Raw genomic sequence first — 20,470 nt, forward strand, 5'->3', positions numbered from 1 at the left:
CCGACGACTGTGAGGATGGATCATGACCTCTATAATTACCCCGGTATTTCAATACAGCGATACCGCAGAAATTCTCCATGCGACAGCCAGTGACCCTGTGCTCTGTACTATCAGCCGTCAGGGGATTGCCACACTCACACTGAATCGCCCGGATAAAGCAAACGCCTTTGATGACCAGCTGATTGCGGCAATCCGGCATTATCTTCAGCAATTGGCGAGTCATTCAGAGGTCTCCGTGCTGGTGTTGCGCGCAGCGGGAAAACATTTCTCGGCCGGTGCTGATTTGCGCTGGATGAAAGCCATGGCCCGGAAAAAACGCCATGACAATCTGAACGACGCGCAGGCACTGGCCTTTTTGATGAATGAACTGGATACCTTCCCCCATCCGACCATTGCCCTGGTGCAGGGTTCGGCGTTTGGCGGCGCTCTGGGCCTGATCTGCTGTTGCGACATTGCCCTGGGCAGTCAGGATGCGCGCTTTTCCCTCAGCGAAGTAAAACTCGGACTCATCCCGGCAACCATTGGTCCCTATGTCTGCCGCACCATAGGACAACGGCATGCCAGACGGCTGATGCTGACCGCTGAAACCATGAATGCTGACATGGCGCATCAGCTTGGCATACTTCATGAGGTCAGTCGTAATGTCAGTGCCAATGACAGTGGCGCAGACACGGATAACTCTACCGGCTCTGGAACCTTGGAAAACCTGCTGCAACTGACCCTCAACCGCTTGCTGGCGAACAGTCCGGCGGCGATGACTCAGGTCAAAACCCTGTGCAAGCTTTGCGAACAGCAGCCAATTGATGCAGCCCTTATCCGACAAACCAGCGAAATGATCGCCGATATTCGCGTTTCCTCTCAGGGACAGGAAGGACTGAACGCTTTTTTTGATAAACGTCGCCCAGCCTGGGTGAAACACAACACCTCAGGGCAAGGAGAGCACAATGAGTAAACCAGGCGATTTGCTGCACCCCGTTTCCGAGCATCCGGCTCTGCACGCCCAGCACACTGCTGTAAGCGAAATGGACAGCGCGCAGACCCCCATTCGTCGCTTGCTGATTGCCAATCGGGGAGAAATTGCCTGTCGGGTAATTCACTCCGCCAAGTTAATGGGGATAACCACTATCGCGGTATATTCTGATGCCGATCGCCATGCCAAACATGTCAATATGGCGGACGAGGCGATATATCTCGGCCCATCCCCTGCGCTGGATTCCTATCTCGCCATTGATAAACTGATCAAAGCCGCTTCAGCCACTCAGGCTGACGCTGTTCATCCGGGCTACGGCTTTCTCTCGGAAAATGTGGCGTTTGCCAAGGCCTGCCAGCAGCATGGCATTATCTTTGTCGGGCCCGGTCCGGATGCTATGGCGGCCATGAGCTCAAAATCAGATGCTAAAGCCATCATGGAGACGGCTGGCGTCCCACTGTTACCCGGATACCATGGCGATGACGACAGCCTTGAAAATTTAACCACCGAGGCAGCACGCATAGGTTTTCCTGTCATCCTCAAACCGGCGCTGGGCGGTGGTGGTAAAGGGATGAAAATCGTGCGCCAGCAGAGCGATCTCGCCGAGGCTGTGTTGTCAGCGAAACGGGAGGCAAAATCCGCTTTTGGCGATGACAGATTACTGTTAGAAAAATACCTGACCGAACCCCGTCATATCGAAGTCCAGATTTTTGCCGATCAGCATGGCCACTGTGTTTATCTCTCAGATCGTGACTGCTCTGTCCAGCGACGCCACCAGAAAATTATTGAGGAAGCCCCAGCACCCGGCCTCAGCGACTCACTGCGCCAGCATATGGGCGAAGCGGCGGTTCAGGCCGCACAAGCCATCGACTATGTCGGAGCCGGTACTGTCGAATTTCTGTATGACGCCCGACAGCAAACCTATTTCTTCATGGAAATGAACACCCGATTACAAGTTGAGCATCCGGTTACTGAGATGATCACAGGGCAGGATTTGGTGCAATGGCAGATCCGGGTAGCCGAAGGCAGGCCTTTGCCGCTTACCCAGTCTGAGATCCGTCATCAGGGTCATGCCGTGGAAGCCAGGCTGTATGCTGAAGACACGCAGCAAGACTTTCTGCCGGCCTCAGGTCTGGTTCACTTTCTCAGCGAGCCGGAATCAGGCGCGTTTTCTGTCGGTAAAGCGCAAGCGATCCGCTCACGTATCGACAGTGGTATCGCGCAAGGTGACACTGTCACTACTTATTACGACCCTATGCTGGCGAAAGTCATTGCCTGGGGTGAAGACAGGGCTTCTGCTATCCATCAGTTACAGTCTGTCTTGTCTCAGTACCAGATTGGCGGTGTTGCCACCAATATCCAGTATCTGCAGCGGATTCTGGCCCACCCTTCTTTCACTCAGGGCCAACTGACCACACATTTCATCGAGCATTATCAGGATTCCCTGCAGACAGCGGCTGCCAGCGTTATCAATGTACAAACACCGGACGGCGCTGAATATCAGTTACCCCGGAATCTGGTGCTCAGTGCCGCCAGTCTGTGCGTGATTCAGAACGATATGGACCACCAGTCCGGCTGGCGGCTAAACCAAGCAGCACAACAGCTGATCACTCTGTATGATACAGAAATGGCGGCCAACACTTTCAGCTTCGTCACAGACAAAGACGATCACCATCATGTATTACTTAGCCGCTGTTCAGTGGCCCGAACGCTGCATACTGACAGTGAAGAACTGGTGTTATCCCCGCTGTCCCTGCGCTTGCTGTCAACAAGATCCGTTCAGCATGTCACGGACGTCACGCTTGAGAACGATGGAAAGCGCGAACATGTCCGTCTGGTATTCGATAGTGCTGCACAGACTGTATTGACCTTCACCGGACAGGAACAGTACGCTTATCAGCTTCGGCCGACCTTTGGCCCGCATGAGTCCGGCGCTAAAGACAGTCCGACGGCGCCGTTAAATGGCATAGTGGTTGACGTGCTGTGCCAGCCGGGAGACAAGGTAAACAAAGATCAGGGACTGATTGTGATTGAAGCCATGAAGATGGAATACACAGTGCGCGCCCCCCATCAAGGCCAGGTGTTGTCCGTATTGGCGAGCACAGGTGATCAGGTACAGCATGGCCAGGAGCTGGTTCAGCTCAGCCCGGCCACCGATTCAGCCGATTGAAACCAGAGTGTGTAAATAATGACAGCTTTTTTTCCTGCCACCAGCGATCTGCCGAGTCGGGTAAAAATCGTCGAGGTCGGCCCGCGAGACGGCCTTCAGAATGAAGCCAATGTCAGCCTCAGCGATAAAATTCAGCTAATTGATATGCTGTCAGCAACTGGGCTGACGCACATTGAGTCCGGCTCTTTCGTCTCACCGAAATGGGTGCCACAGATGGCCGACTCAAGCGAAGTGTTCCAGCGCATTCACAGAGCGCCGGGAATTGTTTATTCAGCCCTGACCCCCAATGCCAGAGGTGTTGATCTCGCCATTGCGGCCGGCGCTGACGAAATTGCCATTTTTGCTTCAGCGTCGGAAGGCTTCAGCCAGAAGAATATCAACTGCAGTATTGCCCAGAGCCTGGTTCGGTTCGAGCCTGTGTTACTGAGAGCCAGAGAGCATCAACTTCGTGTACGTGGTTATCTGTCCTGCGTCACCGATTGCCCTTACGACGGGCAGACAACGCCTGAGCAAGTTGCCAATGTCGCCAGACTGCTGTACCAGATGGGCTGTTATGAAGTGTCACTGGGTGATACGGTCGGCAAAGCCACGCCGCTGCGCTTTGCACGTATGCTGGACGCCTGCCTCTCCCATATCCCTGCCGATGCACTGGCGGTGCATTGTCATAACACCTGGGGACAGGCATTGACGAATATTTATCAGGCGCTTTTGATGGGGATTAGCACTGTGGATGCCAGTGTCGCCGGTCTCGGCGGTTGCCCTTATGCTCCGGGCGCAAGCGGTAATGTAGCCACCGAAGATGTGGTTTACCTTTGTGAGCAATCCGGAATATCGACGGGGGTCGATCTCATGAAGCTGGCTCAGGCGGGTGAGTTCATTTGCAAGCAATTGGGCAAACCCCCTGCTTCAAATACAGCATTGGCACTTTTAGCAGGCGACTCAGACAGATAACAGATAGCTTATAAAAAAACATGACCAGCCTTATTACTGGTCATGTTTTCTACTCCGGTGAAAACGTCAGTCAGAACGCAAAAATCGCTGTTCTGCTTCCAGCTCATTCACCACTCGCCATACCTTCTGCTCACGTCGTTGCTTGGTATCAGATGACATGTTCAACCCGGCGCCTTTCAGCGAATCATCAGGCCCGACATACTGATCAATATGTTCATTAAACATGGTCCGAAATTCTTCCATTGTCGGCATGCAATAATGTTCTTTTTCGTAGACTTCGAAAATATGTTCTACTTTTAGTGAGATATCACGTTTGATTCCATCAAAATCTGACATATCCATCTTACACCTCACCACAATAACCCATACAGGCATGTATAGATTTTCTAATCCAGATTAGTGTAGCCCAGTTCTGTGACAATAAAGTTGCCGGTTGAAGGGCAAAATATTCGTAAATCATTCCTATTTGCGATAACTCACCGCGGCAAAAGCGTTTTCCGCACATCCTGATTACGCGCCCACTTGTTAATTTCATTTGTTGCTTACAAAACTTAGATCACCTTCGAATTTTTTATTCTCAATATTAAATGGCTACACCCTATCCCTGATAGCTATACTCAATTGGCTTGAGTTTCAATTTGTTAGCATTCGGTTTCGAGGGCTTACATGAGATGTCTGCTACTTTTCAGCACCCTACTGATACCTGCCATCTGGCTTGCATTGCCTGTGGTATGCCTGGCAGATGACCTGCCAGAGACAGATCCCCGGCTGCTTCCTGAAGACGGTCCGGAAGACATTATTTTTTCAGGCTGGCTGGAAGAAACTCAAACATCGCTGTCAGAAACCATTATCGATATGAGCTCAAATATTGACCACTTCCTCAGTCTGGAAGACGATGAAGAGCCTATGATCAATGAAAGCTACCTGCGGATTCGCATTCAGCCTAACTACTCGCACAGGGAATACTTTGAATTTGATTCAAGCATATCGCTGCGGATGGATCTTCCCCACACCGAAAAAAACTGGAAACTGATCTTTGAAACGGATCCTGAAGACTTCGAAAGTCTCGAAGACAAAGAGCGGGGACTGGTGGAAACAACCCGAACCGGCAATCGGGGGGCCATTGGCGGCGTGCGGCTTGAAAGCCGTCAGATTGGCGAGTGGTATGCCGATTTTGATATCGGTCTGAAACTGCGTTTACCGTTAGATCCTTTTACCCGGGCACATTTCCGGCGCGTAGACAAACTGGGCGAAGGCTGGACAGCCTTACTGCAGCAGGAGTTTTTTTATTTCCACAGCCGAGGCCCCGGCAGCGTCACTTCTGCTGACTTCTATTACACTGTCGATCCCACAGAGCTGACCATTCTCAGAGCCGGCACCAGCGCACAATTTCTCGATGATGACAATAACTGGCAATTCGTTAACCTTGCAGAGATTTATGACAGAGTCAGCAGCCGTAATCTGTTCACTTACACCATAGGCGTGAGTGCCAACAGCCGGCCTGATCTGGCGGTTGAAAACGCCTGGCTCGCTTTCAGCTGGCAGCGGCGGCTGCATAAAAACTGGCTGTATATGAAATTAACGCCAACAATCAACTTCCAGGAAGAGTTCGACTATAAAGCCAATCCTGGCCTGCTGGCCGAAATAGAACTGTATTTCACCAAAAACCGGCAATTTAACCAGCTCTACCGCAGCATTCCGCGGCCCTGATGTTACGACAGGGTAAACCACACAAAGCCAGTGTGTAACAAATCAGTACCAGAACGAATAGTTAAGGCGAAGCACAGTCTGGGTTGGTACAATAGCGGCCATTATGCCTATAAGCACGGTTCGGCGTTTATCATGAACACAGCTAACTTTAATGGCAGATCGTGCTAACCCCCTATTTCTTCGTGGTTAGTCATATTAACCACCTATTACAGGACACATACCTTGAGCCATGCCGACATTGCTTCGACTCCGTCGAACGATAACCCGCTGCTTTTTTCAGCACTGTCATTGAAGCCTGAACTGTTGGAAAACCTCGCCACTATAGGTTTTACTTCTATGACGCCGATTCAGGCACAAAGCCTGCCGTCAATTCTGAACGGTAGCGATGTTATCGGCCAGGGTAAAACCGGTTCAGGTAAGACCGCCGCTTTTGGATTGGGTCTGCTGAACAAACTGGATGTAAAACGTTTTCGAGTGCAGTCGCTGGTGCTGTGCCCTACCCGCGAACTGGCCGATCAGGTCGCGCAGGACATCCGTACTCTGGCTCGTGGTATTCACAATATCAAGGTACTGACATTGTGTGGCGGTGTGCCTATGGGCCGTCAAATCGGCTCTCTTGAACACGGTGCCCATATTATTGTCGGCACGCCTGGCCGCGTGCTCGATCACTTAGAGCGCGGCCGTTTAAGCTTAAGCCATCTGAATATGCTGGTGCTTGATGAAGCCGATCGCATGCTGGAAATGGGTTTCCAGCCCGCACTGGATGCCATCATTGAACAGGCCCCGCAACAGCGACAAACCCTGCTGTTCAGTGCAACGTTTCCCAAACAGATCCAGTCTGTCGCGGAACAAATCCTTCACAAACCTGTGATGGTGAAAGTCGCCTCGACGCATGAAAAAAGCACCATTGCCCAGTCCTTTTTCCGTCTGGAAGACAACAAAGAACGCATGCAGGCGCTGCGTCTGCTGCTGCTGGATAAGCAACCGGAAAGTGCCGTGGTGTTCTGTAATACCAAGCGCGAAACACAGCAAGTCGCAGATGAGCTGGCCGATTCAGGCTTCAGCGTGTTAGCGCTGCACGGCGATCTGGAACAAAGAGACAGAGATCAGACGCTGCTGCAATTTGCCAATAAGAGCGCCTGTATTTTAGTTGCCACAGACGTTGCCGCCCGCGGACTGGATATTGATGCTCTGGACGCTGTCTTTAACTACCACATGGCCCACGATACCGAAGTGTATATTCACCGTATCGGCCGAACAGGCCGTGCCGGCAGCCAGGGTAACGCGTATACCTTCTATGGCGAAAAAGATGGCTACAAAATGGCGTTGCTTGCTGATCATTTCGAGCGCGAGATCACCAGCGATCCCTTGCCGCCAACGACATTACTGAACAATACACCTGCGGCACCTGCCATGGTCACTATCCAGATTGATGGCGGCAAGAAGCAAAAACTGCGTCCTGGTGACATTCTGGGCGCACTCACAAGCAATAACGGTATTGAAGGTACGCAAGTCGGAAAAATTCACATTACCGATTTTCGTGCTTATGTTGCCGTTGACAGAAAAGTCATGAAAAAAGCGCTCGCTAAAATCACCAGCGATAAAATCAAAAGCCGCTCTTACCGGGCCAGAGCTTTACGCTGATTGTTGATTGCTGACTGTTGGCTGTTGGCTGTTGGCTTAGCCATCAGACCGTAGACAAGAAAAACGGACCGTCATTAACTATGACGGTCCGTTTTTTTCAGGACATATTGCCGTTAGACGCTCAGTGTCCGGCAACGAAAGCAAGCACTGGCCCTGTACCTGTTTCGTAAATCAGTTTAACCGTCATCAATAAAGTGACCGTGATGAATATCGGCCGCACGACTCTGTCGCCATTGCGAATCACCACTTTGCTGCCCAGCACAGCCCCCAGCACCTGAGCGACGCCCATGACCAGTCCGATCTGATAATTCACGCTGCTGATTGAGATAAAGAAAATCAGCGAAACCAGATTACCCATCAGATTTAATGGTTTAGTGGCAATACTGGCCTGTTTGATCGTGTATCCCAGCAAGATTGCAAACGCGATCATCCAGATCGCACCTGTGCCCGGCCCGAAGAAACCATTATAGAAACCAATGATCAGCCCCATAGACAGCATGAAAGTTCGGGAAGACACCTTCGCCTGTTCAGCAACGACATTTTTCAGACGTTTAGACAAAATGGAATAAACAGTGATAGCCACCATCAGTATGGGCAGCAGCGCCCTCAGAATATCAGCCGGGAACAAGCTGACGGCAAAAGAACCCGCCGTTGCTCCTATTGCCGTCGCTATCATGCCAAGCAACAGGCCGGAGAGGTTCACTTCTCTGTGCCACAAATAGGTCACAAAAGACGTCAGTTCACCAATAACGGCCTGTAAGCGGTTAGTACCGAGAGCCGTCAGCGGCGGCACACCTGCCAGCAAGAGACTCGGAACCGTAATTAAACCGCCACCACCAGCAATAGCATCGACAATACCGGCAATAAATGCCGCACAGAACAGCATAATTAATACACTGTCTGAGGGAACAAAGGTTATGGATTCCAACATATTTTTTCCTTTCTTTTTCAACTACTTCATTCATCAACCACATGTACAGCGCTGCAACAAATTGTCGGGCGCTGTACATGTATGTTGTTTAACGCATTGCCGAACGGACAATAATACGGTGCATCACACGCAACTGGCCGTAATAGTCGTTCACGGCATGGTGCTGAAGGCCACGGTTATCCCACAATACAATCGTATCGTTTTCCCACCGCACTCTGGCCGTGAACTCATCACGGGTAATATGGCTAAAGAGATATTCCAGGATAGGCGCACTCTCTTCTGCTGACATAGACGTAAAGCGGCTGGTGTGCTCAGCGTTCACGTAGATCCCAGGGATCCCTGATTCTTCATGTCGCTTGGCAGCAAAATGTGAGGCACTAAAGAAGGTATTAGCCATTGCGATATCTGTAAAATTCACCAGATGCGGGGCTTTATTACCGGCTTCCTGAATTTTATTTGAAATGAATTCCGCTTTTTCCGACAGCAGAAATTTCTGCATCCCTTCCGACAAAGCAGCAAACGCTTTCTGAGAATCTGAAAATACCGTATCTCCGCCAACTTCCGGTGTCTGTTTAGCCGCCAGCAGAGTGAAATCGGGCGGAGATTCCAGATAAGTGGAGTCGATATGCCATACACCACTGAACACATTTTTCTGATCCGGCTCTTTACGGATTTCGACAATTTCCGGGAAGCCTTCAATGCCGCTCGAAAATGGATAGCGTTGCACGTTACCAAGCTGCTCCGCAATCTGCATCAGCTGCTGAGACGATGTGTCCTGCTTGCGAAAAATGAGTAACTTATGCCGGACCAATGTCGAGTACAGTTCGTCGAACTGCTCTGATACTAAAGTAGCGAGTTGCTTGTTGGTAAACTCCAAACCAAAGCTTGGAGCCAGGGGCTTAGCTTCACTAGCCAATGAAGCAATTGTTGCGTCAAGACGAGTCATTGTAATTATTCCACTCTTAATCAGTTAGAAGGAGCGGACATAGTTGTAACAAGGTTGCATATTAAGTTAAATTAATCATTATTTATTGCCATATTAAGATAGAGATTAATGATAAATTCTCAGGATATTGAATTTTTCAGTGTGATTGCAGACAGTCCCTCTCTGGCGGCTGCCGCCAGAAAACTCAATGTGACACCACCCAGTGTCACCCAGCGTCTACAGGGATTAGAGCGGAAAATGTCCGTCACTTTGGTAGACAGAAATCTGAGAACCACCAAGCTGACGCAGGAAGGAAAAAAGCTTGCCCGAGAAGGCAGAGAGATACTGCTGGCACTCGAAGCACTACAAAATGATCTCCTGTCGAACCAGTCAATGATCGAAGGCAGACTGAATGTCCTTGCCCCGCTGGGATTTGGCACAACCCACATTGCGCCACTCATCGCCAGGTTTCAGAATCAGTACCCCAATCTGATTATTGATTTAACGCTCACCGACAAACCGAGCTGGTCGCACCCTATCAAGCCGGATGTCATGATCTATATCGGGCGACTAAAAGATTCATCGCTGCGATGTATTCACCTGGTTGAGAACAAACGCTTTCTTCTCGCGTCGCCCGGTTACCTGGCTTCCGCGCCACCGCTGAAAACACCGGAAGACCTTCACCATCATTCGTGTATTGCACTGAAAGAGAATGACGAAGATGTCACCATGTGGAAATTCAATCTTCCGTCGAAGCAAACTATCAGTATTCGGATCGAACCCAAGTTATCCTGCAATGTCGGTCAGGTTGCCAAGCAATGGGCTCTGGATGGCTACGGAATTATTCAGCGTTCTGAATGGGATGTCAGGAAGGAAATTGATGCCGGTCTGCTGGCCCCGGTGCTGACTGACTATCAGTTACCTAAAGCCAATATCGTAGCATTGGTATCGGCGGAGAAAAGTAAGCGATCCCGTAAACTCAGTCTGTTCCTCGATTACCTGAGCACCCATCTGCCTGAAAGTTGGTAGCGCGAAACCGATACGACTATCAATGCGATAGCCTGCAGGTGACAAGAATACCCGGAGGATGAAACAGTTTTCAGCGAAGCTGAAGATCCCAGTTTATTTAAACGGGATAATCACGCCCATGCTGTATAAAGTGGGGTTCATATCATTTAACCCAACCAGCGTACTCGCTTCAGCGTAGCCGATCCATTTGTCATTAAATGCACCAGACACACCGGCGTGAAACCGACCGTAAAATTGATCGTCCGACTGAGTAATCACAGGCAAATTACTGCTGCTGTAGGCAGATTTAAACTGGCTGATAATACGCTCTGAATCGAACTGATAGTCATAATGCAGATAGCTTTTCACATAAGGCTGGAACAGCCCTAAGCTGGTTCGGAAGGGTTTTGAAATCGATGCACCAGTAATAAAGGTGGTCCCTTCCAGGTTATTGACATCATCAACCTGTGAAATCACATAGTTTGAATTGCCTTTCGACAACCTTTCGTTGTACCTGTCCTGATCGGACAAGGTGTACTGCACCGAACTTTCTAATGCAATGGTCGCATAGGGATAGTCAACCACATAGCCGCCGCCCAGAGTAAATACCCACACGTCAGAATCGGCATCATCCATGCTGCTGACCACAGGATCGGTATACATATTGACCTGACGTTTCATGTCTTTGTCTATCAGTGCATAGCTGGCGGAAAAATCGAGAAACCACTCGTTCTCAAAATAGCTGAAATAGCCAGATGCCACTAAGCCTTCAACGCCACTGCTGCTTTCATTTTCAGTACCGGATGTTCGGTACGACGGCATACCCAGCGCTAAACCAAACAGGTAATTATTATTCAGCAGATAGTCACCGCCCATGGTCAATGAGTAACCATCACTAACAGGCACAGTGCGATCAACCGGCGACGATTTGAAATGAAGCTGCGGCTGCGAGCGATCGACTCGCATATAGGTGCCCAAACCGCTCTGCGAATTTTCGAAATAGGATGAATTAGCGTAATCACTGCCAAAGTATGAAGAACTGAATGTGCGAAGACGGTTATCTTCCCTGACACTGCTTGTTCGTGTACTGACATCACCGGGATATAAAGCAAAAGATGAAGTATTGAGACTGGCGGCTGGGTGAAGGGATTCTTTCTTACTGCGTTTATCTACTCTGACGTCGCTGGCCATTGACGATAAAGAGTCGATCACCTCATCAGATACAGAACTGACAAAGCTGAATTTATCGCTGTCTGCCCATGCAAGTGATGGTAAAGTGACTGCCACAACCACGACAGACAACCCGACACCGCGACACCGATGTGCGCTCTTCATACAGCCCCCTAAACTACACGCTTTATGTTATCCGTACGCCTTCATTAGACGTATCTAATACATCGTCACAAGTGCTTTCCTCTTGAGTATAGGGAGGTGAAATTTTGAGCAGCGTCTCAAAAATAACACTACGATTTTTTTGCGATTCGAAGTATTACGCCTCAGTATGTAATGGATACAGGATCCTTGAGCAACTCGTTGAAGTCAGGCTATTTACTTTTCTGACACTGTACCTGATGCATAGCACCAAACTTTTTCTTTTTTTATGGACATGCCAGGAGGTAGAGATGAAATTCCTGATAGCCCCCTTGTTTATCGCCTCCCTGACGGCTTTTCCTGTTCAGGCCGATGATCTGGACCAGGCCGCAAAAGATGTCTGCGGCTGCCTCGCCCAGCCCTATGCCGAACTTGAGAAAGCGTTACAGGCGGTGAAAACAGATAAAGGTAATGACCTTTCCAGCCTGATGAATTCCAAAGACGAGCTCACTAAGATGATGGAAGCCACGCAGACGTGCATGGAAGATCTCAGGAAACAGTACCCTGAGATCGAGGCTGATAAAGCCTTGCAAAAACAGGTGATGGAGAAGACCCGGCAGTATTGCCCTAACCCGTTAGAAACGCTGGATCTGAAAGCGCCGGCCGTGCCGGCGGCTTGAGGTTTGATCTGAGTTTTTCTCTGGGGTTGGGGATTACGTCAATTTGGCGCAGACGATAAATAAGCGATTTCCGGTAAAGCTGAATGTATGTCGCGCTTGAGTTTGGTGTATCTCTCAGCATTGTGTGACGCGCGCCAGACACTCTTTGTTGGGCCAAAGAGTGCCCAGAAAGCCCCTTTTTGTTCTGTGGTGTGGCCCGGGACGGTTGTAGGCGCTCCCGGCGCCGACAACCTGAAAATTCGTCCTGAATTTTCCCCTCGTTTTTCAAAAAATTGTATTTCTAACTCGTTGTTAGGTAGACACTATTTAAATATCTTGTGCCGAATCTCTCAGATTCAATTTAATTAATTGAAGCATGAAGTTTTGGTCGTTTGCGTGCCAAAATGACACAAAGATGAACACCAGACTCAAATTGGCTTCTGAACGCTATGAGAACAAACCTCAAGGATAAATTCAGCCCTTTCTCGAATAGAAAGCTTTGGAACCTCAATCAGTTCATAACCGAACTTTTTGTATGCGTTCACCATTTCATGATATGTCGCAACCGCTTCATTAAAATCTTGTTTACGCTCGATATCATTTTTATAGATTGTTTCCAAAGGTGGGAAAATAAACACATTTTTGTGATAAGTCAGTTCGCGACAACTTCTTAACAAGAGCTCTGAAACGGCTATTTGTTCAAGCTGACTATAACCATATGAATCGATGATACTCCGATCAAAGAAGGTCAAAACTGTATTATCGTTTACTTTGTAGTTGTTCAGTTCTTCAAGAACCATTGCATCACGAAATGCCACTTTATCTTTCCAGGGTAAAGCGCCCCCATTCCGCTCAACCTGTGTTTGAATAACTTTACGGCCAACTTCTGTCGCACTTGGGTATCCCAATTGCTCTAAAAACTTGATCACTGAGGTTTTCCCTGAGCCAGGACCACCCGTAAAAACGACCCGATTATTCAAAAAACCTCCCAAAACGGCTAACAGATGACATGGATTCCTCCCACATCAGGCTCTGTCAACCAGCAGAGTAATCCTGACAGCCTAGTCAATACAGTTTCCTTCCTGATATTACTTTCTTAATAAGAAACGGCGTAAGTCTCTTTCTACTCGCATGACAAACAAGATATACACTTTTTCAGCCTCATACTTGTAAAAAATGCGGCAGGGATTAATCACAACTTCACGGTAATTTAAATAATCCAGTTCAGGCGGTACACGTCCTGATTCCGGGAAGGTTTCCAGGCGTCCAACTTTTGCAAAAATGGTTTGAACAAGTTCTTTGGCAGCATCAGTATTTTCAAGGGCTATATATTCAGCAATCTCGTTAAGATCAGATAACGCTGGTTCCGTCCAGATTATTTCAGCCATTTTGACATTCTGTCCTTCGCTCCTTCATGACTCACAGTCTTACCGTCCGCTAATGCGCGCTCACCACGAGCGATCCCTTCAAGGATTGCTAAACGATTTTGCATAAATTCATAATCATCAACATCAACGAGATAAGCTGACGGCTTACCGTGCTCAGTAATCAGCACTGGCTCTTTTGTTTCATGAAGATCAGCAAGGATCTTAGTCGCTTGACGCTTCAGTGATGTCACCAGTTCTACTTTCATTCGAACCACTCCAAGAAAAAGCAAAAGTGATACTATTCTATCACTTAGAGTATAGCAAGCTCCATACTGGCGGATGAATGACATGCCCTGCCCTCAGCAGTCTTTGCCAAAACAGCCAAGCCTGATACTGAAATTAGAGGAACCCGTCATGACGAAACCTATTTAAAGGTATGATTTGTATAGCATATTAATAAATCATATCCTGAAAATGCCACAGTTTCACAATCCCGCGAAGCCGGTTGTTATAAAGACTGTGCAAAGTCACGTAACGCTTTGCCTTCAAAACGGAAATACTCTTTCTCCTGGACCAAACTGGCCCCAATAGATACATAGAATTTGCCTGCTGTCGGATTCGTACGCTCTGCAGTCCAATCCAGACGCTGACAATCATGGCTCACTGCAATTGAAGCCAAGTGCCTCATCAACGTCAAACCAACACCTTTACCCCGCGCTGAAGCAGAAACAAACAGGTCTTTCATATACATCTGGCCAGAGAGTTTTGGGGCGGGAAACATCATCGCATAGGTCGCGAATCCAACAACCTTATCGTTATCAAAGGCCGCAACCACTTTCACACCAGAGTGCTCAGAAAACACTTGCTGGCTTAAGTAGTTAACCAATTCACTCTCTGACGCAGCTTTATCCCCGAAATAATACTTTTCAAGCTCAATAAAAATTGAGAGGAGATCGAGACAGTATTCCTTACTCACTTGCTTTAGTTTCACCAATATTCCTTATCTGTGATGCTCTGAGAATGCGGCGGGCATGTTTAGCGCCTTTTAATGAATGAAGAACCGTAACCGCATCGTGTCATTAGGATCAAGTCATCAATGCCAATAAACAGACCGAATTTAGAGCAAGGAGACATAGCGATTAAGTACCTTTTCAATACCGCTGCTTGCAATATGGTTTCCATCAACCGCGTCATGATAAACACGGTAAAGCGATCCGTTTTCGCCTTCGGTGGTTTTTATATAGTAATAATCACCACTACCCGCTAAACACATCGCAACCGGTACATAACCCTCTTTTAACGCTACGATTCCTGGATAGCATTCAGTTGCTTCGGATATGCATTGCTCAATGCTCATGATTCTCATATCAGCACCAAGCTGAGACAAGTCGTCTTCTTCCGACACTTCAAAGTCACAACCAATTATGTCATTAACAGAAATAAAACTACGCCAATATGCAGGAATCATGGTTACCTCTTAACGCCCAAAGCAGCTGTGCGCGTTATCCCGTCCAGCCCGTTGGGCGATGCTGCCTTTGCTTGTTATGTTTTTACTCTGGGACAATTCTAATACCTCTGTTTTCTGCCACACCTTCATTGAAGATGGAAAGAACTTTTTGCTGAAATTCAGCCAAATATCCAGGAACACTACCTGAGTTGATACTATGGATCGTATATGGAGGTTCTATGGAGTTTATACCCCCAGTAACCACGCTATCTGCAAGAGCGTCAAGGTTTCTACCGTGCCACTCTGGCGCTTTTACTTGAATGAGAAAAATGTTGTAGAAATCTTCTTCTCTCTCGACTTTCTTCCAGTCTACAATTATCTCCATGATGCATCCTGAAACATAACGAATAACATAGCTCTCCCTCGTCAGGCTTTGCCACACTTGGTAAGTCTGACTACGAAATTACCGGAGGCCACCAAGTCGCATTTGTCTATGGCATTGATTTAGCCAAACATAGCTTCAGTATCCACGGTGAAGATCACCAAGGCAAGCTGTTGATCCGCAGAACAATATCACGCTCAATATTTCTCTCGGCATTTGCCAAAGGTCATGGCATCTAAGTGCGTGATATCTTTCAGCACATTCATGTAACCCACTGAAGTTATTTCCTTAATCATGCCTCTTTGGACTTGTCCAACACCCGGATAAAGTGCCGGTGACGAGACACATATCCTTATTTATCAGTTTTTATATTTCCTTCTAAGCAATTCAATTTTTTGTGATCTCCCTGAGATCACTCTTAAAAATCCTCTATTTGCATTATCAGGGAAAGCCAGTTCCCAACGAGCAAGGCATGAAACGCACTGAAAATCATATAAGCCAAATGGTTTAAGTTCACCAGACACTTTCATTGCTTCAATTTGTGCATGAGCCTTCACAAAATCATCATGTGTAGTAAACCCAACACATTCAAAAGTCTTCAATTTTTGGCAAGTTGTACATCTCATATAAAAACTAATACTTTGCTAAGTTGCAGTTAAATACCATACTGTGGCAGTTTGGTTGATATATGCAAAACGTCTGATAGCCATGAGCCTTGTTCTTGGCTAGGTAATTACCACTACCACACCTTCCACCATGGATTACGATTTAAACCAAAAACGTTATTTGCAATTTTGTTTAGTTCCAGAGCTTGTCGTTCTGAAAGATAAAACCAAATACTCGCTTGACCATTACCTTTTGGGTAAAAGTCATATCCTGGCTCTTTTAGGTCGTTCATTATGGCCTCAACAACACCAGCATCAGCCCAGTCATTGTCTACGACAGGTTCGAATTTTCTTTCTACACCATCGATTTCATAATGTAACTCTGCGTGCGATTTCTCAACATCCACAAGATCGGCCAACCTTTCAATGCATTTTGACCTTCCGCTTATACGATGGAACTGCTTAACAATATTAATGTAAGAACCGTTATCTTCAATCGCTTCAACATCAAAATTCCATGCTTTATCACAAATGAAACGACCCCAGGGTTCTTCTTCAATCTCAATACCATAGACAAATAGAATTAAATCGAATGGAGTGCTTTCATACTCGTCTCTAGAGAACGATATGAGAAGATCATCAATAGAAACACCCTCATTTAAAACCAAACCTATCTCAGACAGCTTTTCAATTTGTTCTTCAAGTTTCATCTACTTTCTCTATTTGCTCTATTTGCATACCGTCCAAAGCAGTGGTGCGCGTTAGCACGCCCAGCCCGCAGGGCGATGCTGCCTTTGCTTGTTATATAGTTACTCATGTTTTTGCCAGCGTGCTTTTACATTTTGGTACTGTTCAGGAATTTTTTCTTTTGCCTCATCCACAGATTGATAATCTGAATCTTGCTCAGTCTCCCAGTTAGAGCCGCAGCTAAAACGATAGATAACATCTGAATCACTATACTTACAAATTGCGATACCAAATATTTCATAAGCAACTTCACCTGACTCAAAACAAATCACTCCAAAAGGCTGATCGCCTGACCAAGCCCACTCAAGAACCTTTGCGCCGTCTATTTTTTCTGGAGGTTTACTCATATTTTCTCTGACATACAACGAATGACATGGACTCCTACTCATCAGGCTTTGCCACACTTGGTAAGTCTGACTACGAAGTTACCGGAGGCCACCATGACACATTCTGTCTATAGCATTGATTTAGCCAAACATAGCGTCAGTATCCACGGCGAAGATAATCAAGGCAAGGTGTTGATCCAAAAAACAATAACATAGCCAGAACTCTTGAGACATTTGTCAATATCTCGTCTGTAATCATCACGGTGAAAGCTCATTTCTTAGAACGAGAGTTGGATAAGCTCACTCATACGCCAAAGTTCATAGCATAGAAGTATGTAGTGCTATTCAGAACAGGAGCCAAAATTGATCTTAATGACGCTGTTGCAATTTGCAGGACTGTCACTCTATCCTTCCGCGCGCTCCGTTCAGATCAAACCTGTTCTGTCCGAAATTCTATAAACTCCCGCCATGAAGAAGTTAGCTTTAGCTTTGCCCTTTCATCTTGCGTCAAAAACTCCCAGTAAGGTGTCCAGAGCCAAGTAAACCAAAAATCTATATCTCCCTGTAAACTCCCATACTCATCCGGGTTTATGTCAGGGAATGAAATCATTGGTTCTGGTGGGGATAAATAGGCATCTAAAATCGCGTCGACAATTGAGTGATCGTTCGTGATCAGATGGACTACACACCCTCCGAAATCATCCAGTAAATTTAATTGAAATATTGATTAATCAGAGCCTTTTATCTCCTGTGTCTTTCTATAGACCTCAACACTGACCTCTGGGTACTGGATTTGCAAAATGCTCTTCAACTGAGACAGGCATTCAATATTTATCAGGAATAAAAGGTTATAAGCCCGTTATTGAACGCGTTAGACAATGTGACTGTCGGATAAGACTGATGAAAATCCAATGTTAACGGAACAACAGGGAACTGCTGTTTCTTTTTAATAAAAAATCTTTCAATAAATTTAATTTTCATAAATAAAATCTGCTACCCAGCCTGCACCAAAATATCCAGCAGCACCAAAAAGGACTCACCTATTGCTCCGGTAATAATGACTCCAGGACCAGTATCAATACTAAATTTGGAAAGTCTGAACACAATATCACTGGAGGCCATCTCATCATAATTTTTCTATGGCATTGATTTAGCCAGTCACTAAACTAAAAAAGCACACTGAACTTCACATCAAAACCACCTAGAGTAACGGCTCACCTTGATTATCTGAACTCTGCAGCACTCGATATTTCTAAGCTCATCGCTAAAAAGCAAATTCCCGAACCTGACTCAAAGTTTTGAACCTCAATTTGGGCATGGGACCATTGACGACAACTAATGTCTACAATAACCATGCCTCCTAAATAACCAGTAAAGCCGTCTTCTATGATTAGGTTTGATACATTCTTAAACTTGAACCTTCGAAAACGACCTGTCCTGTCATGAGAAACCATTTCAATCGAACTATTCAGTGAGTCCCAAGGATCTATGTTATATTTGAACTCAACCAAATCTGTGTTTACGAAATCGGCAAAAAGCACTTTTTCTGACAAGTTTACCTCCTGACGCATAACACCCAAGCTACCGACCATGTAAATGCCGAAAAAATTACGGGTATACCTATTCAATAGTCAGTTATCTTAGGAGCATTTTCATTTTCAGAAGCTAATGGATTATTCATTTTTGTGTTCTTAATTGTAGATTGTCATGTTCTCTAGTTTATATGCGTGGTTCTTTGGATAAGTTTCAATACAATTACCAGAGCCATTCACCCATACTTGCTTATTGGACATCTGTGCTGATAACAACATAGATAACAAAGCTCTGTTGTAATCAGTGTCTGGTTTAAAATAATACCGACTCCCACAACTAGAATTACTGCCGCTTAGCTGAAGGATGATTTCTCCATCAACCGCAAAGAGCTGAACATTTCCACTGGCTTCCTTTCCTGAAGCTATCGCACCAGCAGATACAAAAAGTAGAAACACTGTCACAAATATTTTCATATGAAATTTCCTCACTTGATTAGAACATAGCGCATGACATGGACTCCACCCTCATCAGGTTTTGCCACACTTGGTAAGTCTTATCCTGTAGCTACCGGAGGCCACCATGTCACAATTTGTCTATGGCATTGATTTAGCCAAACATAGCTTCAGTATCCACGGTGAAGATCACCAAGGCAAGCTGTTGATTCAAAAATCAATATCACGCTCAAAGGTTCTCTCGACATTTACCAATATGCCACCCGCAATGATCCGGATGGAAGCCTGCGGTGCTTCTCATTACTGGACACGGGATCTGGTGAAATTCGGTCAAATGCCAGAGACACTGCATGAAAACCAGTTAACAGACTGAATGCAGATGTACCGGACTTACGCGGCTTGCCGGACTGACAAGCCTGAACTGCAGCAAGCTGCTTTTTTATCAAACACTGAACCAGTCTGTTGCAATACTGCGAGCCCACCAGAACCTGTAAAATTTTTAAGCGAAGCCCAGAAGAACAACGTGACCAATACCCGAAAACCTGCAAACGCTCAAATTTAGCGCGGAAAACCTCGCTGCGGGTTGACCTTTTTGCTGGCGATAAAATTAGTTTATTCGCGTCTGTACTCGCAAAGACGTGCTACTTCATCTTGTGTTTCTGGTGAAAATAGCGTCAATTGTTCATCAGTTAACACGCCATAATGCTTTAAAGCTGCAATCTTAAACAATGCATTACTTCGTTTGAGATCATTAAACATCTCAGCGATGGCGTCATCTTCTTTGCTAATCAACTTCCAAAGCTCTAAATAGCTCTCATATTCCCGACCTTTACGGTTAGATGATACTTGCTCAATACGTTGAAAGATCGTCTCGCATACCGAATTGAGCAGGTTCGCCTTGAGACCACTAAGCACTTTCCAATCATTTTCAGATACAGATGACATCTGAAGTTTCTCCTCAAGACGCTAACAACACCAACAGCGGCCAAACGTAACGAGATCCAGCCCCCAGGGGCGATGCTGCCTTTGTTTGTTATGTGCCCACTCACAATTTTCTAACCCACAGATTTGTGTGCCATTGTCATTGTGCTTCCTTACAAGACTAATACACTTAAATGCCTTGCCACATGTTACCCACTCAAGATTTGTCTACTTTATCGTTCACTATATGCACTGATTGAGCTGGCACATCACGCGACTATAGGCGCTGGCAGCACACTACCATCAAACTTCATCGCAACAGCCCTAACCACTTCAGGCCATTGGGACTGGAAACGCCACGCGTTGACAGTCTCTCTTGAGGCGTTTGCTATCTGCGGCTTATGATGACCA

At 46.7% G+C, this 20,470-nt stretch carries 23 protein-coding genes; 8 read left to right on the forward strand and 15 right to left on the reverse strand.

The features are described from left to right. Positions 1 to 22: 22 nt before the first annotated feature. From KCG43_RS14625 to KCG43_RS14635, 3 genes are read left to right on the forward strand one after another with little or no spacing between them, the layout of a single operon-like run. A complete protein-coding gene (locus KCG43_RS14625) occupies positions 23 to 952 on the forward strand; it encodes an enoyl-CoA hydratase-related protein (RefSeq protein ID WP_218385814.1) in 930 nt (309 codons plus the stop codon). Continuing rightward, entirely contained in the window at positions 945 to 3,140 is a 2,196-nt protein-coding gene (locus KCG43_RS14630; protein ID WP_370630693.1) for a biotin carboxylase N-terminal domain-containing protein, read from the forward strand. The genes KCG43_RS14625 and KCG43_RS14630 overlap by 8 nt, the downstream gene beginning before the upstream one ends. Positions 3,141 to 3,158: 18 nt before the next feature. Beyond that, positions 3,159 to 4,091, forward strand: a complete 933-nt coding sequence (locus tag KCG43_RS14635) for a hydroxymethylglutaryl-CoA lyase (RefSeq protein ID WP_218385816.1) — start codon at positions 3,159 to 3,161, stop codon at positions 4,089 to 4,091. Between the two features lie 66 nt (positions 4,092 to 4,157). Here the strand turns inward: KCG43_RS14635 and KCG43_RS14640 are convergent, their stop codons facing one another. Beyond that, positions 4,158 to 4,433 carry a hypothetical protein gene (locus KCG43_RS14640; protein WP_218385818.1) on the reverse strand — a complete coding sequence of 92 codons (276 nt, stop codon included), beginning with the start codon at positions 4,431 to 4,433 and terminating at the stop codon, positions 4,158 to 4,160. A 324-nt stretch (positions 4,434 to 4,757) separates the two neighbouring features. Here KCG43_RS14640 and KCG43_RS14645 point away from each other — a divergent pair, with 324 nt between their 5' ends. Beyond that, positions 4,758 to 5,801 (forward strand): hypothetical protein, encoded by a 1,044-nt coding sequence (locus tag KCG43_RS14645; RefSeq protein ID WP_218385820.1) that lies wholly within the window; start codon positions 4,758 to 4,760, stop codon positions 5,799 to 5,801. A 267-nt stretch (positions 5,802 to 6,068) separates the two neighbouring features. Continuing rightward, a complete protein-coding gene (gene dbpA, locus KCG43_RS14650) occupies positions 6,069 to 7,445 on the forward strand; it encodes an ATP-dependent RNA helicase DbpA (protein WP_218385853.1) in 1,377 nt (458 codons plus the stop codon). A 121-nt stretch (positions 7,446 to 7,566) separates the two neighbouring features. Here the strand turns inward: dbpA and KCG43_RS14655 are convergent, their stop codons facing one another. Together KCG43_RS14655 and KCG43_RS14660 are read right to left on the reverse strand one after the other, a co-directional pair. Next, positions 7,567 to 8,376 carry a TSUP family transporter gene (locus KCG43_RS14655; RefSeq protein WP_192013617.1) on the reverse strand — a complete coding sequence of 270 codons (810 nt, stop codon included), beginning with the start codon at positions 8,374 to 8,376 and terminating at the stop codon, positions 7,567 to 7,569. Positions 8,377 to 8,464: 88 nt separating this feature from the next. Then, complete coding sequence (locus KCG43_RS14660) at positions 8,465 to 9,322, reverse strand: TauD/TfdA family dioxygenase (protein ID WP_192013615.1); 858 nt, start codon at positions 9,320 to 9,322, stop codon at positions 8,465 to 8,467. A 108-nt stretch (positions 9,323 to 9,430) separates the two neighbouring features. Between KCG43_RS14660 and KCG43_RS14665 the strand changes: the two genes are divergently transcribed. Beyond that, positions 9,431 to 10,330 carry a LysR family transcriptional regulator gene (locus KCG43_RS14665; RefSeq protein WP_218385822.1) on the forward strand — a complete coding sequence of 300 codons (900 nt, stop codon included), beginning with the start codon at positions 9,431 to 9,433 and terminating at the stop codon, positions 10,328 to 10,330. 93 nt (positions 10,331 to 10,423) lie between these two features. On the opposite strand, the gene KCG43_RS14670 is transcribed toward KCG43_RS14665, so the two are convergent. Then, on the reverse strand, positions 10,424 to 11,644 hold the full coding sequence (locus KCG43_RS14670) for an autotransporter outer membrane beta-barrel domain-containing protein (protein ID WP_218385824.1): 1,221 nt from the start codon (positions 11,642 to 11,644) through the stop codon (positions 10,424 to 10,426). 287 nt (positions 11,645 to 11,931) lie between these two features. On the opposite strand from KCG43_RS14670, the gene KCG43_RS14675 reads away from it, so the two are divergent. Then, the gene (locus tag KCG43_RS14675) at positions 11,932 to 12,300 is read left to right on the forward strand and encodes a hypothetical protein (RefSeq protein WP_218385827.1); all 369 of its coding nucleotides are present in this window, start codon (positions 11,932 to 11,934) and stop codon (positions 12,298 to 12,300) included. 407 nt (positions 12,301 to 12,707) lie between these two features. Here the strand turns inward: KCG43_RS14675 and KCG43_RS14680 are convergent, their stop codons facing one another. From KCG43_RS14680 to KCG43_RS14725, 10 genes are all read right to left on the reverse strand, one after another. Continuing rightward, positions 12,708 to 13,259: an AAA family ATPase gene (locus KCG43_RS14680; protein WP_192013606.1), complete on the reverse strand. Its 552-nt coding sequence runs from the start codon at positions 13,257 to 13,259 to the stop codon at positions 12,708 to 12,710. A gap of 108 nt (positions 13,260 to 13,367) precedes the next feature. After that, positions 13,368 to 13,667, reverse strand: a complete 300-nt coding sequence (locus KCG43_RS14685) for a type II toxin-antitoxin system RelE/ParE family toxin (RefSeq protein ID WP_192013604.1) — start codon at positions 13,665 to 13,667, stop codon at positions 13,368 to 13,370. After that, positions 13,655 to 13,912: a type II toxin-antitoxin system Phd/YefM family antitoxin gene (locus tag KCG43_RS14690; RefSeq protein ID WP_192013602.1), complete on the reverse strand. Its 258-nt coding sequence runs from the start codon at positions 13,910 to 13,912 to the stop codon at positions 13,655 to 13,657. The genes KCG43_RS14685 and KCG43_RS14690 overlap by 13 nt, the downstream gene beginning before the upstream one ends. 242 nt (positions 13,913 to 14,154) lie before the next feature. After that, positions 14,155 to 14,643 carry a GNAT family N-acetyltransferase gene (locus KCG43_RS14695; RefSeq protein WP_192014513.1) on the reverse strand — a complete coding sequence of 163 codons (489 nt, stop codon included), beginning with the start codon at positions 14,641 to 14,643 and terminating at the stop codon, positions 14,155 to 14,157. A 120-nt stretch (positions 14,644 to 14,763) separates the two neighbouring features. Then, positions 14,764 to 15,114 carry an SMI1/KNR4 family protein gene (locus tag KCG43_RS14700; protein WP_192013600.1) on the reverse strand — a complete coding sequence of 117 codons (351 nt, stop codon included), beginning with the start codon at positions 15,112 to 15,114 and terminating at the stop codon, positions 14,764 to 14,766. A gap of 82 nt (positions 15,115 to 15,196) precedes the next feature. Then, the gene (locus KCG43_RS14705) at positions 15,197 to 15,478 is read right to left on the reverse strand and encodes a barstar family protein (protein WP_192013598.1); all 282 of its coding nucleotides are present in this window, start codon (positions 15,476 to 15,478) and stop codon (positions 15,197 to 15,199) included. Positions 15,479 to 16,214: 736 nt separating this feature from the next. Then, positions 16,215 to 16,790 (reverse strand): hypothetical protein, encoded by a 576-nt coding sequence (locus tag KCG43_RS14710; protein WP_218385829.1) that lies wholly within the window; start codon positions 16,788 to 16,790, stop codon positions 16,215 to 16,217. Between the two features lie 99 nt (positions 16,791 to 16,889). Further along, complete coding sequence (locus KCG43_RS14715) at positions 16,890 to 17,174, reverse strand: hypothetical protein (protein WP_218385831.1); 285 nt, start codon at positions 17,172 to 17,174, stop codon at positions 16,890 to 16,892. A 1,202-nt stretch (positions 17,175 to 18,376) separates the two neighbouring features. Beyond that, complete coding sequence (locus KCG43_RS14720; protein ID WP_218385834.1) at positions 18,377 to 18,706, reverse strand: hypothetical protein; 330 nt, start codon at positions 18,704 to 18,706, stop codon at positions 18,377 to 18,379. Positions 18,707 to 18,844: 138 nt separating this feature from the next. Next, the gene (locus KCG43_RS14725) at positions 18,845 to 19,159 is read right to left on the reverse strand and encodes a hypothetical protein (RefSeq protein WP_218385836.1); all 315 of its coding nucleotides are present in this window, start codon (positions 19,157 to 19,159) and stop codon (positions 18,845 to 18,847) included. A 106-nt stretch (positions 19,160 to 19,265) separates the two neighbouring features. Here KCG43_RS14725 and KCG43_RS14730 point away from each other — a divergent pair, with 106 nt between their 5' ends. Next, complete coding sequence (locus tag KCG43_RS14730) at positions 19,266 to 19,511, forward strand: hypothetical protein (RefSeq protein ID WP_218385838.1); 246 nt, start codon at positions 19,266 to 19,268, stop codon at positions 19,509 to 19,511. Positions 19,512 to 19,750: 239 nt separating this feature from the next. Here the strand turns inward: KCG43_RS14730 and KCG43_RS14735 are convergent, their stop codons facing one another. After that, on the reverse strand, positions 19,751 to 20,083 hold the full coding sequence (locus KCG43_RS14735; protein WP_218385840.1) for a hypothetical protein: 333 nt from the start codon (positions 20,081 to 20,083) through the stop codon (positions 19,751 to 19,753). Between the last annotated feature and the right edge of the window lie 387 nt (positions 20,084 to 20,470).

The organism is Photobacterium sp. WH24, assembly GCF_019204055.1.
In the GTDB taxonomy this organism is placed as follows: domain Bacteria; phylum Pseudomonadota; class Gammaproteobacteria; order Enterobacterales; family Vibrionaceae; genus Photobacterium; species Photobacterium arenosum.

Coding starts and splice junctions, on each gene's coding strand:
- KCG43_RS14625 (WP_218385814.1), top strand. CDS start 23: ATGACCTCTATAATTACCCCGGTATTTCAATACAGCGATACCGCAGAA.
- KCG43_RS14630 (WP_370630693.1), top strand. CDS start 945: ATGAGTAAACCAGGCGATTTGCTGCACCCCGTTTCCGAGCATCCGGCT.
- KCG43_RS14635 (WP_218385816.1), top strand. CDS start 3,159: ATGACAGCTTTTTTTCCTGCCACCAGCGATCTGCCGAGTCGGGTAAAA.
- KCG43_RS14640 (WP_218385818.1), bottom strand. CDS start 4,433: ATGGATATGTCAGATTTTGATGGAATCAAACGTGATATCTCACTAAAA.
- KCG43_RS14645 (WP_218385820.1), top strand. CDS start 4,758: ATGAGATGTCTGCTACTTTTCAGCACCCTACTGATACCTGCCATCTGG.
- KCG43_RS14655 (WP_192013617.1), bottom strand. CDS start 8,376: ATGTTGGAATCCATAACCTTTGTTCCCTCAGACAGTGTATTAATTATG.
- KCG43_RS14660 (WP_192013615.1), bottom strand. CDS start 9,322: ATGACTCGTCTTGACGCAACAATTGCTTCATTGGCTAGTGAAGCTAAG.
- KCG43_RS14665 (WP_218385822.1), top strand. CDS start 9,431: ATGATAAATTCTCAGGATATTGAATTTTTCAGTGTGATTGCAGACAGT.
- KCG43_RS14670 (WP_218385824.1), bottom strand. CDS start 11,644: ATGAAGAGCGCACATCGGTGTCGCGGTGTCGGGTTGTCTGTCGTGGTT.
- KCG43_RS14675 (WP_218385827.1), top strand. CDS start 11,932: ATGAAATTCCTGATAGCCCCCTTGTTTATCGCCTCCCTGACGGCTTTT.
- KCG43_RS14685 (WP_192013604.1), bottom strand. CDS start 13,667: ATGGCTGAAATAATCTGGACGGAACCAGCGTTATCTGATCTTAACGAG.
- KCG43_RS14690 (WP_192013602.1), bottom strand. CDS start 13,912: ATGAAAGTAGAACTGGTGACATCACTGAAGCGTCAAGCGACTAAGATC.
- KCG43_RS14700 (WP_192013600.1), bottom strand. CDS start 15,114: ATGATTCCTGCATATTGGCGTAGTTTTATTTCTGTTAATGACATAATT.
- KCG43_RS14705 (WP_192013598.1), bottom strand. CDS start 15,478: ATGGAGATAATTGTAGACTGGAAGAAAGTCGAGAGAGAAGAAGATTTC.
- KCG43_RS14710 (WP_218385829.1), bottom strand. CDS start 16,790: ATGAAACTTGAAGAACAAATTGAAAAGCTGTCTGAGATAGGTTTGGTT.
- KCG43_RS14715 (WP_218385831.1), bottom strand. CDS start 17,174: ATGAGTAAACCTCCAGAAAAAATAGACGGCGCAAAGGTTCTTGAGTGG.
- KCG43_RS14725 (WP_218385836.1), bottom strand. CDS start 19,159: ATGAAAATATTTGTGACAGTGTTTCTACTTTTTGTATCTGCTGGTGCG.
- KCG43_RS14730 (WP_218385838.1), top strand. CDS start 19,266: ATGTCACAATTTGTCTATGGCATTGATTTAGCCAAACATAGCTTCAGT.
- KCG43_RS14735 (WP_218385840.1), bottom strand. CDS start 20,083: ATGTCATCTGTATCTGAAAATGATTGGAAAGTGCTTAGTGGTCTCAAG.